This is a genomic window from Flagellimonas ochracea (assembly GCF_009903685.1).
Classification (GTDB): Bacteria; Bacteroidota; Bacteroidia; order Flavobacteriales; family Flavobacteriaceae; genus Flagellimonas; species Flagellimonas ochracea.
On sequence record NZ_JAAABI010000001.1, the window covers coordinates 176,224 to 191,110 of the forward strand.

The 14,887-nt window shown below is 41.0% G+C and carries 18 protein-coding genes; 2 read left to right on the top strand and 16 right to left on the bottom strand.

The features are described 5' to 3' along the window. Nucleotides 1-48 precede the first annotated feature (48 nt). From GTQ34_RS00900 to GTQ34_RS00915, 4 genes are all read right to left on the bottom strand, one after another. Nucleotides 49-429 carry a hypothetical protein gene (locus GTQ34_RS00900; protein ID WP_166521877.1) on the bottom strand — a complete coding sequence of 127 codons (381 nt, stop codon included), beginning with the start codon at nucleotides 427-429 and terminating at the stop codon, nucleotides 49-51. A 16-nt stretch (nucleotides 430-445) separates the two neighbouring features. Beyond that, nucleotides 446-724: a hypothetical protein gene (locus tag GTQ34_RS00905; RefSeq protein ID WP_166521878.1), complete on the bottom strand. Its 279-nt coding sequence runs from the start codon at nucleotides 722-724 to the stop codon at nucleotides 446-448. Nucleotides 725-820: 96 nt separating this feature from the next. Continuing rightward, nucleotides 821-1,429: an isochorismatase family protein gene (locus GTQ34_RS00910; RefSeq protein WP_166521879.1), complete on the bottom strand. Its 609-nt coding sequence runs from the start codon at nucleotides 1,427-1,429 to the stop codon at nucleotides 821-823. A 166-nt stretch (nucleotides 1,430-1,595) separates the two neighbouring features. Continuing rightward, nucleotides 1,596-2,069 (bottom strand): hypothetical protein, encoded by a 474-nt coding sequence (locus GTQ34_RS00915; RefSeq protein ID WP_166521880.1) that lies wholly within the window; start codon nucleotides 2,067-2,069, stop codon nucleotides 1,596-1,598. 128 nt (nucleotides 2,070-2,197) lie between these two features. Here GTQ34_RS00915 and GTQ34_RS00920 point away from each other — a divergent pair, with 128 nt between their 5' ends. After that, the gene (locus GTQ34_RS00920; RefSeq protein ID WP_166521881.1) at nucleotides 2,198-3,046 is read left to right on the top strand and encodes a tyrosine-type recombinase/integrase; all 849 of its coding nucleotides are present in this window, start codon (nucleotides 2,198-2,200) and stop codon (nucleotides 3,044-3,046) included. A 9-nt stretch (nucleotides 3,047-3,055) separates the two neighbouring features. Here the strand turns inward: GTQ34_RS00920 and GTQ34_RS00925 are convergent, their stop codons facing one another. The 9 genes from GTQ34_RS00925 to GTQ34_RS00965 all read right to left on the bottom strand — a co-directional run bounded on the left by GTQ34_RS00925 (nucleotide 3,056) and on the right by GTQ34_RS00965 (nucleotide 13,025). Beyond that, nucleotides 3,056-4,324, bottom strand: coding sequence for an adenylosuccinate synthase (locus GTQ34_RS00925; RefSeq protein WP_166521882.1), 1,269 nt, complete (start codon nucleotides 4,322-4,324; stop codon nucleotides 3,056-3,058). Nucleotides 4,325-4,336: 12 nt separating this feature from the next. Further along, entirely contained in the window at nucleotides 4,337-4,792 is a 456-nt protein-coding gene (locus tag GTQ34_RS00930) for a Fur family transcriptional regulator (RefSeq protein WP_166521883.1), read from the bottom strand. 42 nt (nucleotides 4,793-4,834) lie between these two features. Beyond that, a complete protein-coding gene (locus GTQ34_RS00935; RefSeq protein ID WP_166521884.1) occupies nucleotides 4,835-7,039 on the bottom strand; it encodes a RelA/SpoT family protein in 2,205 nt (734 codons plus the stop codon). A gap of 44 nt (nucleotides 7,040-7,083) precedes the next feature. Continuing rightward, nucleotides 7,084-8,316: a M48 family metallopeptidase gene (locus tag GTQ34_RS00940; RefSeq protein ID WP_166521885.1), complete on the bottom strand. Its 1,233-nt coding sequence runs from the start codon at nucleotides 8,314-8,316 to the stop codon at nucleotides 7,084-7,086. A 3-nt stretch (nucleotides 8,317-8,319) separates the two neighbouring features. Further along, the gene (locus tag GTQ34_RS00945) at nucleotides 8,320-9,069 is read right to left on the bottom strand and encodes a TrmH family RNA methyltransferase (protein WP_166522739.1); all 750 of its coding nucleotides are present in this window, start codon (nucleotides 9,067-9,069) and stop codon (nucleotides 8,320-8,322) included. A 128-nt stretch (nucleotides 9,070-9,197) separates the two neighbouring features. Beyond that, nucleotides 9,198-10,286 (bottom strand): DUF3810 domain-containing protein, encoded by a 1,089-nt coding sequence (locus GTQ34_RS00950; protein WP_166521886.1) that lies wholly within the window; start codon nucleotides 10,284-10,286, stop codon nucleotides 9,198-9,200. Nucleotides 10,287-10,343: 57 nt separating this feature from the next. Next, the gene (locus GTQ34_RS00955) at nucleotides 10,344-11,450 is read right to left on the bottom strand and encodes a peptidylprolyl isomerase (RefSeq protein WP_166521887.1); all 1,107 of its coding nucleotides are present in this window, start codon (nucleotides 11,448-11,450) and stop codon (nucleotides 10,344-10,346) included. Nucleotides 11,451-11,463: 13 nt separating this feature from the next. Further along, a complete protein-coding gene (gene gldI, locus GTQ34_RS00960; protein WP_166521888.1) occupies nucleotides 11,464-12,012 on the bottom strand; it encodes a gliding motility-associated peptidyl-prolyl isomerase GldI in 549 nt (182 codons plus the stop codon). Continuing rightward, nucleotides 12,009-13,025, bottom strand: a complete 1,017-nt coding sequence (locus GTQ34_RS00965; RefSeq protein ID WP_166521889.1) for a DHH family phosphoesterase — start codon at nucleotides 13,023-13,025, stop codon at nucleotides 12,009-12,011. Before GTQ34_RS00965 ends, gldI begins: the two co-directional genes overlap by 4 nt. Before the next feature lie 149 nt (nucleotides 13,026-13,174). On the opposite strand from GTQ34_RS00965, the gene GTQ34_RS00970 reads away from it, so the two are divergent. Continuing rightward, nucleotides 13,175-13,594 carry a nucleoside-diphosphate kinase gene (locus tag GTQ34_RS00970; RefSeq protein ID WP_166521890.1) on the top strand — a complete coding sequence of 140 codons (420 nt, stop codon included), beginning with the start codon at nucleotides 13,175-13,177 and terminating at the stop codon, nucleotides 13,592-13,594. A gap of 30 nt (nucleotides 13,595-13,624) precedes the next feature. Here GTQ34_RS00970 and GTQ34_RS00975 read toward each other — a convergent pair whose 3' ends face one another. The 3 genes from GTQ34_RS00975 to GTQ34_RS00985 are packed head-to-tail and all read right to left on the bottom strand — an operon-like array spanning nucleotide 13,625 to nucleotide 14,887. After that, entirely contained in the window at nucleotides 13,625-14,149 is a 525-nt protein-coding gene (locus tag GTQ34_RS00975; protein ID WP_208103804.1) for a GNAT family N-acetyltransferase, read from the bottom strand. A 19-nt stretch (nucleotides 14,150-14,168) separates the two neighbouring features. After that, nucleotides 14,169-14,465, bottom strand: a complete 297-nt coding sequence (locus GTQ34_RS00980; RefSeq protein ID WP_166521891.1) for a DciA family protein — start codon at nucleotides 14,463-14,465, stop codon at nucleotides 14,169-14,171. Continuing rightward, nucleotides 14,465-14,887 (bottom strand): lipocalin family protein, encoded by a 423-nt coding sequence (locus GTQ34_RS00985; protein WP_166521892.1) that lies wholly within the window; start codon nucleotides 14,885-14,887, stop codon nucleotides 14,465-14,467. The genes GTQ34_RS00980 and GTQ34_RS00985 overlap by 1 nt, the downstream gene beginning before the upstream one ends.

Genomic DNA, 14,887 nt, shown 5'->3' on the forward strand with positions numbered 1-14,887 from the left:
TAAGTAAGAACCAAGCAATTATTTTTACACGTTGTTACCAGCTGGTTTTTATTTAAATTTTCTGTAATATGTTTTTTCTTTTCCTAAAAAACCAATCTCTGGCTCAAAGGTCAATGGATATAATTTTCTCCCTTTAAGAACAAAAATCTTTGTCATCCAATCCAATATTGCAATGTCTCCAGTTTCTTCACTTTCCGATGCAAAAATCTCAATGTAATTTTTGTCAGTTTTTGGTCTGAAAATAGAGTCAGTTAATTTTAGAAGATTACTTTCAATCTCCATTTTTAAAATATCCTTAATTTCAATTTTTTCAACTTTAGTTCTTGGAACAGTTAGAACTCCGTTTTCGTTGGTTTTTATGAATTCTCCATTATTAATAGACACATACCAATCCCACTTTTCTATGTCGGTTTTTCCTTTTTCAGCCAATCGTTGAAATTTTATCTCAATTTTCTATTGAATCAGAATTTTTGTATTCTTTCTCGATGATTTTAGGCTTTGCAGCATACAATACTTTGTCGGGATTTAGTTTTAGAGTATCTCCAATTTTTTTGTATGTTCCTTTTAGTGTTCCACTGCCTAAAATGTCTTGGTGATATTGATATTCAAAAGTTCCATTTTTATTGAATTTATACACAAAACAATTAGGTCCGAATTCACAAATGTTGTGCTTGAACTTTCCATCAATTTGAGCAATTGAACTCAATGATATTAATAATGTCAATATTTGTAGTACGGTTTTTTTCAACTTGCTGGTAACGGTCTCGTATAACCGTCAGTTACGGGTTAAAATGCGTTAATTTTCGGTTAAGCACAAACGTTAGCAATTCCGAGTGGATTCGGACGTAGTCGAATCCGCCGTAATTGCGGTTATACATTGTTGGCAAATCGTTTTTATTTTTTCAGTTTTCTCAACCTTAATTTCTCCATTAGTCGGTATCATATTCTGCCAAACCCAATTGTAATGTTCAATCACTTGTTCTGCTTTCAAATGTGGTCTTTCTCCGGTTGTATGTCCATCTTCAACAACAGTTATATTATAATCCTTTGTTAAAGCAGATTGAATTGTCGATTCTACACAAAAATCAGTTGCACATCCAGTAATAAATAATTCGTTCACATTCAGTTCTTTCAGTTTGGAGTGAAGTTCAGATTTGTAAAATACATCATTTGCATATTTGTCAATTCGAACATCATTAGATTCTACAATTAAATCGTCCAAATTTTCCCAATCCGTATTATTTTTTTCAAATTCTCCAGTTCCAGTTCCATCGTGCTGGATATAAACAACAGGATAATTTAATTCACGAAACATTTCGGCAAGTTCATTAATTCGCTTAATAACTCCAATTGTGTCAAATCGTGGTGTTTTTGGTATGAAAGAACCTTTCTGCATATCAATTACTAATAAAGCTTTTCTCTTTTCCATCAGTTTTTAGTGTTCTGTCAAATGTTTGCCAACGGTTTTGGCTATGGTTTCGTTACGGAATGGCACGCAGTGTTATTCCGACGTAAACCAAGCCTTTGATACAAGATAGGAATTTTCGGTAGAAAATTCCGCCGTAATGAACTATAGCCGTTGTTGGCAATAGTTTTTATTCAATTTGGTAATACAATGTTTTTATCAGTTTTCCGTCAGCGTAAATTTCCGTATGAGTAATTCGGTCAGACGTTATTTTAATTTCCAGTATTACTTTTCTACTTAAAACAGCTTCTTTAACAATTTCGTGTTTCGGAACAATGACTGTCAATTTAGCTTGCTCTTCGTCTGAAAGAGCCAAATATTCCTCATTGGTTTCTGGTCCCTCAATATTATTCAATTCAGCGTAAGTTTCATTCGGATAATCAATCAGATGCAAACTATTCATTTCTCCACTATGTCCTATCACGAGAGAAAACACTTTTTCATTAGTCAAATTCAGAGTGTCCATTTTAGGTTCAATTATGCGAAAATCAAATGCAGGATTTTCTTTAGATTCCTCTGATTTATCTGTTGCATCAATGACAATATTCTGACTATAAATCGTCGAGAATAGGAATAGAAATAATATTGTCAGATTGAGCTTCATAAATTATTGCCAACTCGTTTATAATCACAATTTATCCATTTTTGACGATTAACCGGCCCTATTAAAAAGGTAAATCTTACTTTTTGCGAAAATATCTTAATTTTAAGTATCCTAAATCTTGCGCCCAAATGGATGGTAAATCACAGTTGATCAAGTTTCAAAAAATTATGGAACTTAAGGGGTATAGTCCCAATACCATTGCAGCCTACATGTCTGCCCTTAAGCTCTTCCATTTAAAAACCGGTGTTACATATTGGAACAGTCTTAGCAACATTGAGATACATCGCGTGTGTTTCGATTTTTTCAGCCATAAAAAGATGTCCTACGCTGCTCAAAAACAAATGCTGGGAAGTCTTGTTCTTTTTTATCGGCTCATGTTCGACCGCGTACTACCCGTGGAAAATCTCCGACCCTCCCGAAAGTCCTTCAAAATTCCTGTGGTACTGGCCAAAAAGGAGGTAGAAGCTATGTTGGAACGTACCTCGAACCTGAAGCATAAGGCCATCTTGGCTACACTTTACGCATTGGGGCTACGCAGTGGAGAGCTTCTCAACCTTGCATTGAACCATCTGGACGGGGAACGAAAGACGGTATCCATATATGGCGCAAAAGGCAAAAAGGACCGACAGGTCATGTTCCCATTGGCGCTAAAGCAACTACTTAGAAAGTATTATATGGAATATAGGCCCAAAGTCTACCTTTTTGAGGGCCGAGATAACGGGCAATACACTGCTAGCAGTTTACTCAATGTGGTTAAAAGTGCAGCAAAAAGAGCACAAATCAAGAAAGTGGTGACCCCTCACACACTTCGGCATTCTTTTGCTACCCATCTATTGGAAAACGGAACGGATATTCGAATAATCCAAAAACTGTTGGGACATAAATCCATTAAAACCACTATGATCTATACGCACGTTAGCGTTTCAGAAATGGAACAGGTGCAAAGTCCAATAGAGCAGCTGCGGGTAACCCTTTAAGGGTTTTCTTTATCTGCGTATTGTTTGCAACCGGTCGGGCCCCACGGAAACAATTTTGATGGGCACTTGTAGTTCCTGCTCCAAAAAGGCGATATAATCGTTAAGTGCCTTGGGAAGGTCTTCGGCCTTGGTCATTTTCGTGAGGTCTGCCGCCCATCCCTTTAACTCGGTATATACCGGCGTAACATTTTTGCTTTCAATGTTATAGGGCAAATGCTGGATGGTTTCCCCTTTGTATTGGTATGCGGTGCACACTTTGAGTTTGTCAAAACCACTGAGCACATCGGACTTCATCATCATCAAATCGGTGACTCCGTTAATTTGCACGGCGTATTTTAAGGCCACCAAATCCAACCATCCACAACGTCTCGGCCTACCTGTGGTGGCGCCAAACTCGTTGCCCACGCGCCCCATCGTCTCACCGTCTTGGTCAAAAAGTTCGGTAGGGAAGGGCCCGCTGCCCACACGGGTGGTGTATGCCTTGAAAATTCCATAAACCTTTTCAATTTTGTTGGGGGGTACGCCCAGACCTGTGCATGCACCGGCAGCCGTAGTGTTGGAAGAGGTTACATAGGGGTAGGTACCAAAATCAATGTCCAAAAGGGAGCCTTGGGCGCCCTCGGCCAAAATCTTCTGACCATTTGCCTGCGCTTTAAAAATATACTCCTCACTGTCAATGAACGACAGTTTTTTTAGGGTTTCAACTGCATCAAAAAACTCGGTTTCCAGTTCGGCCAAGTTGTATTGCACATCCACGTTGTAAAAACCGATCATGGCTTCGTGCTTGTCCGCCAATGCGCGGTATTTTTTCTTCCAGTTGCCAAACTCCAAATCGCCCACACGCATGCCGTTTCTTCCCGTTTTGTCCATGTAAGTCGGCCCTATGCCCTTAAGGGTAGAGCCAATCTTGGCCTTTCCCTTTGCAGCTTCGGATGCAGCATCCAACAAGCGGTGTGTGGGTAGGATAAGATGTGCCTTTCGCGATATCAATAACTTGGAAACAATATCGATATTGAACTTGTCCAGGTTGTCCAGCTCTTTCTTAAAGATCACAGGGTCGATTACCACCCCATTCCCTACAATGTTGATGGCATTTTTATGAAAAATACCCGATGGAATGGTATGCAATACATGCTTTATACCATCAAACTCCAAAGTATGCCCGGCATTGGGGCCACCTTGAAAACGGGCGATAATGTCATAGTCCTTGGTCAGTACATCAACGATTTTTCCTTTTCCTTCGTCCCCCCATTGGAGGCCAAGCAATAAATCTACCATGAAATGCGGTGGTTATTCGGTTAGGTTTTCTTCTTTGTTTCGGGTTCCGTAGAAATAAAGCGAATGGTTGTTGATTTTAATGTCAAAAACCTCTTCGATGGTCTTTTTTATGGATTGGATGCGGGGGTCACAGAACTCGACCACCTCTCCCGTATCGGTAAGGATAACATGATCGTGCTGGTGGTCAAAATAAGATTTTTCATACTGCGCCTGGTTTTTTCCAAATTGGTGTTTGCGGACCAGTTTGCACTCCAAAAGTAGCTCTATGGTATTGTACAGGGTGGCACGGCTTACCCTGTAGTTTTTGGTTTTCATCTTAATGTAGAGCGACTCTACATCAAAATGGTCATCACTGTTGTAGATTTCTTGCAAAATGGCATACCGTTCGGGTGTTTTGCGGTGTCCGTTTTCCTCCAGAAAGGAAGTGAACACATTTTTTACAATTTCCTGATCTTTATTGTTCCCCATGGCTTTGTGACCTCTGCTAAGTTGCAAAGGTACAGCTAAAAATTAAATTCTGCTCACTTTGTCAATTCCCTCCAAACGCTTCAATTTGTCCATTAATTTTTTAAGGATGCTGTTGTTTTTTACCACCAAAGTGATATTGCCTTTAAAGGTTCCCCCATCGGCACTGAAATTCAGATTGCGCATGTTCACGTGCATATGGTCCGAGATAATGTTGGTGATGTCATTGACCAACCCTAAATTGTCTATCCCCGTTAGTTGAATGTCCACCGAAAACTCTTCTTGTGATGAATCTATCCATTTGGCGCTCATTATTCTATAAGCGTAATTGGACTGGAGTGAAATGGCATTCGGACAATTTTTTTTGTGCACTTTTATGCCGTCATTAACGCTCAAAAAACCGAAAACATCATCTCCGGGAATGGGATTGCAGCATTGGGACAATTTATAGCTGAGCTTTTCCTCTTCTTTGCCAAAAACGAGCATATCGTATTTGGTGGTTATTTCCTCCTTGTCCACTTCTTTGGGAGATGGACTCCTTCGCATACGGTTTTTGAAAAAGTTGAGGAATGCGTTGTTGTAGGAAGATGCAAAATCCTTCAGTTTTTCATTGTCGATTACCCCGATGCCCACACGGTAGAACAGGTCCAAACTCGTCTTCAACTTGAAGAACGTGACGAGTTTGTTCACCGTATCCTCGTTGAGCGTTATTTTTTGCGACTTTAGTTTTCTACGCAAAATTTCCTTGCCTTCTTCTGCGATGTCCCTTTTCTCTTCGCGAAGAGAAGATTTTATTTTGGCCCGGGCCCGGGCCGTTTTGGCATAGTCCAGCCAACTTTGATTGGGTTTCGCCGATTCGGAGGTGATGATTTCCACTTGGTCTCCACTGCGAAGTTCAGAACCTAAAGGTACTAGTTTGCCATTGACCTTGGCACCCCGGGTTTTCATCCCAATTTCAGTGTGTATATGGAATGCAAAATCAAGAGGTGTGGACCCTTTGGGCATGGATTTAAGCTCTCCTTGGGGCGTGAAAACGAATATTTCCTTGGAATAAAGGTTCAGCTTAAATTCTTCCACAAAATCCACCGCACTGCTATTGGAGTTTTCGAGGGCTTCCTGAAGGCGGTTCAACCAGGCTTCAATACCTTGTTCTTTTTGGTCCCCATGTTTGTACTTAAAATGGGCCGCGTAGCCCTTTTCGGCAATTTCATGCATCCGCTCACTGCGAATTTGAACTTCTACCCATTTTCCCTTTGGCCCCATAACCGTTATGTGCAGTGCCTCATATCCAGTGGACTTGGGTGAAGTGATCCAGTCGCGAAGTCGAATGGGATTGGGGGTGAAGTGGTCTGTTACTATCGAATATATTTTCCAAGCAAGGAACTTTTCATTTTTTCTGTCAGACTTGTAAATGATACGGATGGCAAACTTGTCATAAACTTCATCAAAAGAGACGTTTTGGCCCTTCATTTTCCTTCGGATGGAAAAGATGGACTTCATCCGCCCCTTTATGTCATAATTCAATCCTTCCTTATCCAAGGAATTTCGAATCACATTGGAAAAATCCTCGATATAGGCCAGTTGTTCTTCCTCGGTGTCTTCAATTTTTGCCTGTATGTCTTTGTAGACCTCGGGCTCGGTATATTTTAGACTGAGGTCCTCCAAGTGGGTTTTTATGTTGTACAACCCTATTCGATGCGCAAGCGGAGCATAAATGTAAAGCGTTTCCGAGGCCATTTTCACCTGTTTGTGCTCCGGCATGGAGTCCAACGTGAGCATATTGTGATAACGGTCGGCAATTTTAATGATGATTACACGAACATCATCATGCAGGGTCAACAGCATTTTTCGGAAATTCTCTGCTTGTTGACTAATGTCCTTATCCTTTTTAAGATGTGCAATTTTGGTGAGCCCATCCACAATACGGGCCACGGTTTCCCCAAACATGCGTTCAATGTCGTCCAAAGTATAAGCAGTATCCTCAACTACATCATGAAGTAGTGCGGAAGCAATGGAAACGGCATCCAGTCCTATTTTGGAGGCAACAATTTTGGCCACAGCAATGGGATGGAAAATATAGGCCTCTCCCGATTTTCGACGTTGGTCCTTGTGGGCATCAACGGCCACGTCAAAGGCAGAGCGTATCAGTTTTTTGTCCTCAAGGGTCAAATTCTGATAGCTGATACGGAGCAATTCTTTGTACTGCTTCGCAATCTCCTTATTCTCTTTTTCAATGGCAGCCTCTGTCATACTATATTAAAATTACCACAATCTTATAAGGTAAACAACAAAAATTATGCCTTTAAGTTGCGGATACGATTCACCAATGGAGGATGTGAATAATGTACAAAAACGTAAGCGGGGTGAGGTGTCAAGTTGCTGAGGCTATTTTTGGACAGCTTTTTAAGTGAGGTGATCAAAGGTTTGGCCGCAAAGGTGGTTTTGGCAAAATCATCTGCCTGAAATTCAAACTTGCGGGACAAATAGTTCATCACCAATCCGGTTACTTCGGAAATGGGCGAATATAGCAATGCAAACCCTACCAATCCAGCATGAAAACTTGGTTGGCTTACCCCAATGGCCAAGGAAATCTGGGGATCATTGATGAACAAGGAAAGAATGTACAGCGTGAATCCGGTCAAGAGCAAGGTCAGCGTTAAATTGAAAACAATGTGCTTTCGTTTATAATGGCCCACCTCATGTGCCAAAACAGCCACGATTTCTTCTTCATCCAAGTCATTGATCAACGTGTCGAACAAGGTTATCCGTTTTTCTTTGCCAAACCCCGAAAAGTAGGCATTCGCCTTGGTAGATCGTTTGGAACCATCAATCACAAAAATGTTGTTGAGCTCAAAACCTACGTTGTGGGCATAAGTTTCAATGGCATTTTTTAAACTTCCCTCTTTTAATGGGGTTTGTTTATTGAAGAGTGGAACAATAAATCGGCTGTAAAACAAATTAATGAACAGGATAAAAGCCCCAATCAAAATCCAGGCATACACCCAGAAGCGGTCTTCAGTCCATTGGTAAAAAAGAATAAACAGATACAAAAGGGCCCCTCCCAGAATTACAGTAAGAAGCATTCCTTTTAACTTGTCCAAAAAGAACAGCTTTTTAGTTGTTTTGTTGAAACCATATCTTTCTTCGATGACAAAGGTCCTGTAATAGGAAAAGGGTAAACCAATAATGGCACTTCCCAGAAAAATAAAACCGAAGAAAATCAAAGTCATGGGAACTAGGTCTTCTGTAAAAGAACGGGTCCATTGGTCCAACCATTCAAAACCTCCCAAGCCTAAGAAGGCCAAGGTAATAAGCAAGGAAAAACCATCGGAAAGCAAACCAAACTTATAGTTGGTTTTTTTATAGGATTGGGATTTCTGATATTCTTCCTCATCAAAGACATCTTTCAGTTCTGCGGGTACTTTTGCCCCAAATTGTTTGGCATTGAGGAATTCCAGCAATTGATGGATCAAGTACTGAACCACCAAAATGGCAATGACAATATAAAAGAGCGTTGTTCTTTCCATAGCTTAAAATCCACGTTGCCGCTTAGCCTCAAATATAAGTATTGCGGCCGACACGGATACATTCATGGAATCGATTTCACCCTGCATGGGTATTATGATGTTTTGGTCAGAATTTTCGAGCCAGGATGCGCTTAATCCTGTTGCTTCCGCACCCATGACCAGTGCACTTGCTTTTGTAAAATCACAGTCCACATAGTTTTTGGATGCGGATAGGGCAGCGCAAAAGATTTTGATTCCTTTGTTCTTGAGGTAATGTATTATTTCTTCAGTATTTCCCAGGCCCACTTGATTGGTAAAAAGAGACCCCACACTGGAACGTATAATGTTTGGATTGTACAAATCGGTTTTAGGATTGGCAATCAGCACGGCATCCAGTTTAGCGGCGTCTGCAGTCCGTAACAAGGCACCAATGTTTCCCGGTTTTTCGGGTGCTTCGGCCACTAAAATCAATGGATTTTCTTGCTTTATGTTTAGTGTGTTCAGACTGTGCGGTTTGCTTTGCGCAATAGCAAGTACACCTTCGGTAGTGCCACGATGGGCGATTTTTTCATAAACCTGCGGAGTAGTTTCAATCACCTCTATTGACGCATTTCCTGATATGGTCTCTATTCCTTGCGCTGCAATAATGTTAGGATTGTAAAGTAAGGTTTTTAGCTGATAACCACCTTTTAGGGCAAGACGAATCTCACGTTGTCCTTCCACGACAAAAAGTCCGGTTTTTTTCCGCTCACGAGCCTTTTCTTTTAAAAGCATTGCCTGCTTTACCAAAGGATTTTGGAGACTGCTGATCAGTTTGGTTGGCTTCACATGCTAAAAATACGCATTACAGCAGTGCTTGAAAAAGTATTTCGATGAGTTGTTGCACCTTACGATGCGGTTTTTCAGTCTACACTATACTTTTTTTGGTAATTGATCATGTATCCAACCACGGCATGGTAACTTCTTATGCCCTCATTTTGGTTGTTTACTTTTAAAAAAGTGTTGAATACAAATTTGAAGACCGGCTCTAACGGATTTTGATAGTTCTCCCAAAACTCTTTGAGTTCAGTAAAATTTTTCTTCACCCCTGGGTTTAGTGATTCAAAGATTTCTTTAGAACTGTCTTCATCTTTTCTGGCAAGATCGGAAAGACAATATCCAAGGGCATGATGATAGGCAGCGTATTTGAAATAAGGGTCTTCATTATGTTCTGTTACCAAAAAACCAATAAAGTTGGTGGCACCCTCGGCACCGTATCCCAATTGATGACCCACTTCGTGACCGCTCACCATAGGTAATCGAAACATCGGGGTCAACGCATTTACTTGGGCTTCGTTGGTAAAGGGATTCAAATATCCGCCATAACCCATGTAGGTAAGGGGAAGACTGAACAAGGAAGCCTTAAGACTGGGTTTTTTGTATTCAAAAGCGGGATATTTTTCCTTAAAGCTTTCATATCCCTTCTTGGTTTTGTTGAATATTTCTCGACGGGAGTAGGGAATCTTAATTGCAGAGCTTGTATCCCCTGCTATTTGCTGTTGGTAGTTGTTGGTTTTTTTAGCCAAATATTTTGTGTAGCCGATCAACTCAGTTAGTTCATATTCCCGGGCTATTCCCAATTTTTCACCAATGGGTTGTCGATAGTAGTTCATGCCCCAAAGAAAATGGAAGGCAAAGAAGGCCATTGAAAGAAATACCGCAATATCTTTTAAAAAGAACAGTGGTCTTTTTTTGATGGATTTCCTGTGCTTTAAAATAGAACGGACCACTAGAATAAAAAGAACAAGATAAAAAATATCTCCCATGGAAAAGGGAATCCATCCCAAAAGCATTCTTAGTGCTTCAGAGATAACAGGATAAAGGCCGTTGCTGTAGTATTGCTCTACAAAATCGGGGTAAGCTCCCACCCATTTCACCAATACAATTTGAACCGGTAGGGCCAGGGCCACTATCGTTTTGGTCTTTTGTATAGGGGGAAGTCGCAATTTCATACTGATGGGCATTAAAAAAGGCCGCAATATTTGGTTACGGCCTTAAATAATTCATTTTTATTCCTGTATGCCTGTAATTTCAATATCGAAAATCAAATCGGAATTTGGGGGTATGGGACCCCCGCCCTGAGCACCATATCCTAAATGGGAAGGAATGAAAAGTCGTACTTTGTCGCCAACTTTCATGGTCTGAAGCCCTTCTTTAAAACCAGGAATGAGTCGTGCATCTGGACTATAGTCCATAGGAAAGGCTTGGTAGCCCCCTCCTTGCATACGTTTCATGTCAAACTTGTTGAATCTTTTGGCCACTTCTTCGTAGTTGCTGTCAAACAAATCCCCATTAGGCAACCAACCGGCATAGTTTACCATTACTTTTTGACCAACTTTGGGCTGTTCTCCATTGCCTTCTACCAAGGAATAAATTCGTAACCCGGTATCGGTTTCTGAGGCTTCCTCCTTCTGTTGGGCAAATTCTGCTACCAACTCTTCCTTCATTTTTTGGAAGGCCGCTTCGGCTGCTTCTTCCTCAGCGAAATAATCTGTGAGAACTTGCACCGCATCAAAATTTTTGGCCGCTCTGCCATTTCTTACAATTTCAACTTTTTTCATGACCACGTCCACCTTGGGTTTGTCCCTTGTTTCCGTCTCTACATTGGCAATGGTATCCACTACTTCCATGCCTTTGACCACTTCTCCAAACACGGTGTGCCTGCCATTCAACCACGGTGTTGGCTTATGGGTGATGAAAAACTGGCTTCCATTGGTTTTTGGTCCTGAATTGGCCATGGAAAGTATACCCTTCTTACTGTGGGAAAGGGAATCGTGGAACTCATCTTTGAATTTGTATCCGGGGTTTCCGCTTCCCGTTCCTGATGGGTCACCTCCTTGAATCATAAAATCCTTGATAACCCTATGAAAGGTAAGGCCATCATAATATCTTTTGTCTTTTAGGCTATCACTTACAAAGGGATTGTTGCCTTCTGCCAGGGATACAAAATTGGCCACGGTAACTGGCGTTTTTTCATGTTCCAATTTTACAATAATGTCTCCTTCGGAGGTTTGAATGTCTGCAAAAATACCATCTCCGAGCTCGGCATACTGGCTGGATTTGCATCCAAGTAAAACCACCGAAAACAGGGTGATTATGAAAAGCATTTGTTTCATTTTATTCATGGTTTTAGTTTAAACTATCATTAGCAATTATGATTGTGTGTAGTTCTACGGAGGATTTTATAGGGGTCTTTGGGCCAATGACATTACCATCCCCGTGGTATCCGTAGGCTTGTAATGAAGGGAACAGAAATGTGGCCCTTTCATTGATTTTTAGCAATTTCACCGCTTGTTGTAACCCAGGAAACAGTTGTTCCTTGTCCACGACATAGGATGTAGGCCCAATGGCTTCGGCCGTGTAGAGCGTGTCATTGCTCAATGTCATTAAATTATAAGAGAACAAGATTTGGTCGTTGGTCTTTGGGGTATAGACAGCCGTGTCATTTACGACTTCCATATAGTACCAAAATCCACTGGAACTGGACAAATACTCGTTTGTGGTATCCTTTTCAATTATATTTTTGATGGTTTTCTCTTCATGGACCAACAAGGCCTTATTGCGTTCCACAGAGGCTTTAAAAAAGCTTCCTGATTTTACTTCTACGGGCCTTCGTGGCTCAGGTCCTCCACATTGAACAAAAAGTAGGGCCAAGAAAATAAATACGAATATCCTCATGGATTTAATTGCGTTTTATAGGTCTTTAAGACTGTCGTAAATCGAGCCAGTGTTTCTTCCAAACTGTCCTCACTTCGTCCTCCGGCAGCATTATCGTGTCCACCTCCGTTAAAATGTTCTCTAGCAAACTGATTGACTGAAAAATCTCCTATGGAGCGGAACGAAATCTTGATGATGCCCTCTTCCCGATTTTCGATAAAAATGACAGCAAAAATAATTCCTTCCAAGGTCAATCCATAGTTTACGAAGCCCTCTGTATCCCCTTTTTTAAAATCATATTTGTCCAATTCTTCCTGGGATAGGGTGATATAAGCGGTACTGTATTCGGGGAGGATTACCATATTGCTCAAGGCCACGCCCAAAAGATGGAGTCTCGAAGGCGAATTGGTATCAAATATTTGACTATGGATTTCCATATTGTCCGCACCGCGGTCTATAAGATCGGCTACCACGCGATGGGTTCTGCTGGATGTGGACCGGTACTTGAAGGATCCCGTATCGGTCATGATACCGGCATAAAGATTGGTTGCAATGTTTTTGTCTATGGAGTCCACCTCGCCCAAATACTCAACAAAGTTGTAAACCATTTCACAGGTAGAACTCATGCTAACGTCCGAATAGGTGACCAATGCATAATCGCTGGGCTGTTGGTGATGGTCAATCATAATTAAATCTGCTTTAGACTCTTCTAAGAGAGGACCCATTTGTCCACATCGGGAAAGATCATTGAAATCCAAGGTAAAAATAATGGTGGCTTCATTCAGCAGAGCTTTAGCTTCGTTGTTTTCCCGTTCAAAGTTCAGCACCTGGTCATTACCGGGCAGCCATTTTAAAAATTTAGGATAATCATTGGGCACAATAACATGGGCGGTTTGTCCTTTTCGCTGTAAAAAGGCAAGTAGTCCCAAACAGGAGCCCATGGCATCACCATCCGGATTTTTATGGGGAACTATTACAATTTTTTGGGGTTGGGAAAGAATCGACTTAATAGTCGTGATATCCGCTAAATTCATGCGGGCAAAGATACAATAATATCACATAGTGCTAAACTGTGACTCCCCATTTTGTTTAACGATGATAGAATGGTTAAAGCGCTAAAACAAGCCTAGTATACCTTGTACGTTGGTCTAAAAAGCTTAAGTTTGCGCAAAATTTTAAGAAAATGACTGGAAATAGAACGTTTACCATGATTAAGCCAGACGCTGTTGAGAACGGCTACATTGGTGCGATTTTGGAAAAAATAACGGCTGCAGGTTTTAAGATTGTGGCCATGAAGTACACACAGTTGAGCCGAAGGGATGCAGAGCAATTCTATGCCATACACAAAGAACGACCATTTTTTGGTGAACTGGTGACCTTCATGACAAGAGGTCCCATTGTGGCAGCTATTTTGGAGAAAGACAATGCCGTTGATGATTTTCGCGCACTGATTGGGGCCACCAACCCAGCTGAGGCTGCTGACGGCACCATTCGAAAATTATATGCCAAAGATATTGGCGAAAATGCTGTTCACGGATCGGATAGTGATGAAAACGCGGCCATAGAGGGAGCTTTTCATTTTTCGGGCCGGGAAGTTTTCTAATGAACGGGGAAAGAATAAATAGAAAGCCACTCAATTTGGGTGGCTTTTTTGATTGGAGAAAAGCAGTAATCCTTCGTCACTTCCCGGGGGATGTACAATACCAACCTGTTTGAATCCAATTTTTTCAAGCAATCCTTTTGAGCGGACATTTTTCGGCATTACAATAGCCGAGATACAATCCAATTTCAATTGGGATTTTCCAAATTGCATTATGGCTTTTGCAGCTTCACGCATAAATCCATTGCCCTCGTATTTCGGAAGCAGGGCAAAGCCCAAATCTGGATTTTCGAGATAGTCGCGTTGTAAAAATCCACAAAGACCAATGGACTCTAAACTTTCTTTGACGCTAATTTTATATAATCCAAAACCGTTTTTTGCATAAGAGCCAATTAAACTTTCCTTAATATAGTGTTGAGCCTGTTTTTCCGTTGCAACGCCTTTATCACCTATGAATTCCAGCCAAGTGGGACTATTTAAAAGTTCTAGAATAAATGCTTTGTCACCGAAATCGGCTTTAGCAATTAGGAGCCTTTCCGTTTTGGTGATGATTTTCAACTATTTTCTGATTTAAACGTTATCGTAACACCAATTTTTTTACCAGCTCCCTTCCCAATTCTTCATTGATCATGGCAATAATCTTGGTCTTGCCCATGCTCAATTCTTCCCGTAATACAGATGAGGTCAGTGAAATATAAAGAGTTTCATTTTTAAGCTCCACGGAAGAGGTGTAATTATTAACACCGTTACCCATCAACTTGGCCCATGCATCCTTGGCATCAACCTTGTCCATTCCTTTTTGGAGTTTATTTTCCTTAATGAACTCACTCAATGCTTCGCTTAATGGTATATGTGAACTATGTCTTTTTGCCATTATTTTGGAATTGCGATGGGTTGAAACCTCCTATAAGTATATTGAATCCCCGCTTCATTGATCACCGAAAATGAAGTGGAATCAAGCTTTACCAAGGTCTCTGTCCAGTCGTCAAAACTATTTTTGTAGTAGAGGGCAAAATGGTCTTCGGTTTTCACCACAGTAAACAATTCTGCGTCATTCGAGGTATTATAACTGCCGTCAAACTTGGGCTGCATCTTTTTACGAAAACCCTCATTGCCATTAAGTTGGATGAAGTCGATACTGGGATTGACGGAATACTCTTTTTTGGCCCCATCTGGAAATTCAACTTCAATAATTTCCCAATATCCATTCAAATAGTGCAGGTCCTCTCCCGAAAGCGTGTTCTTTTTACAACCCGATAGCAGTACAATAGCAACAAAAAGAAAAATCCGTGTCAT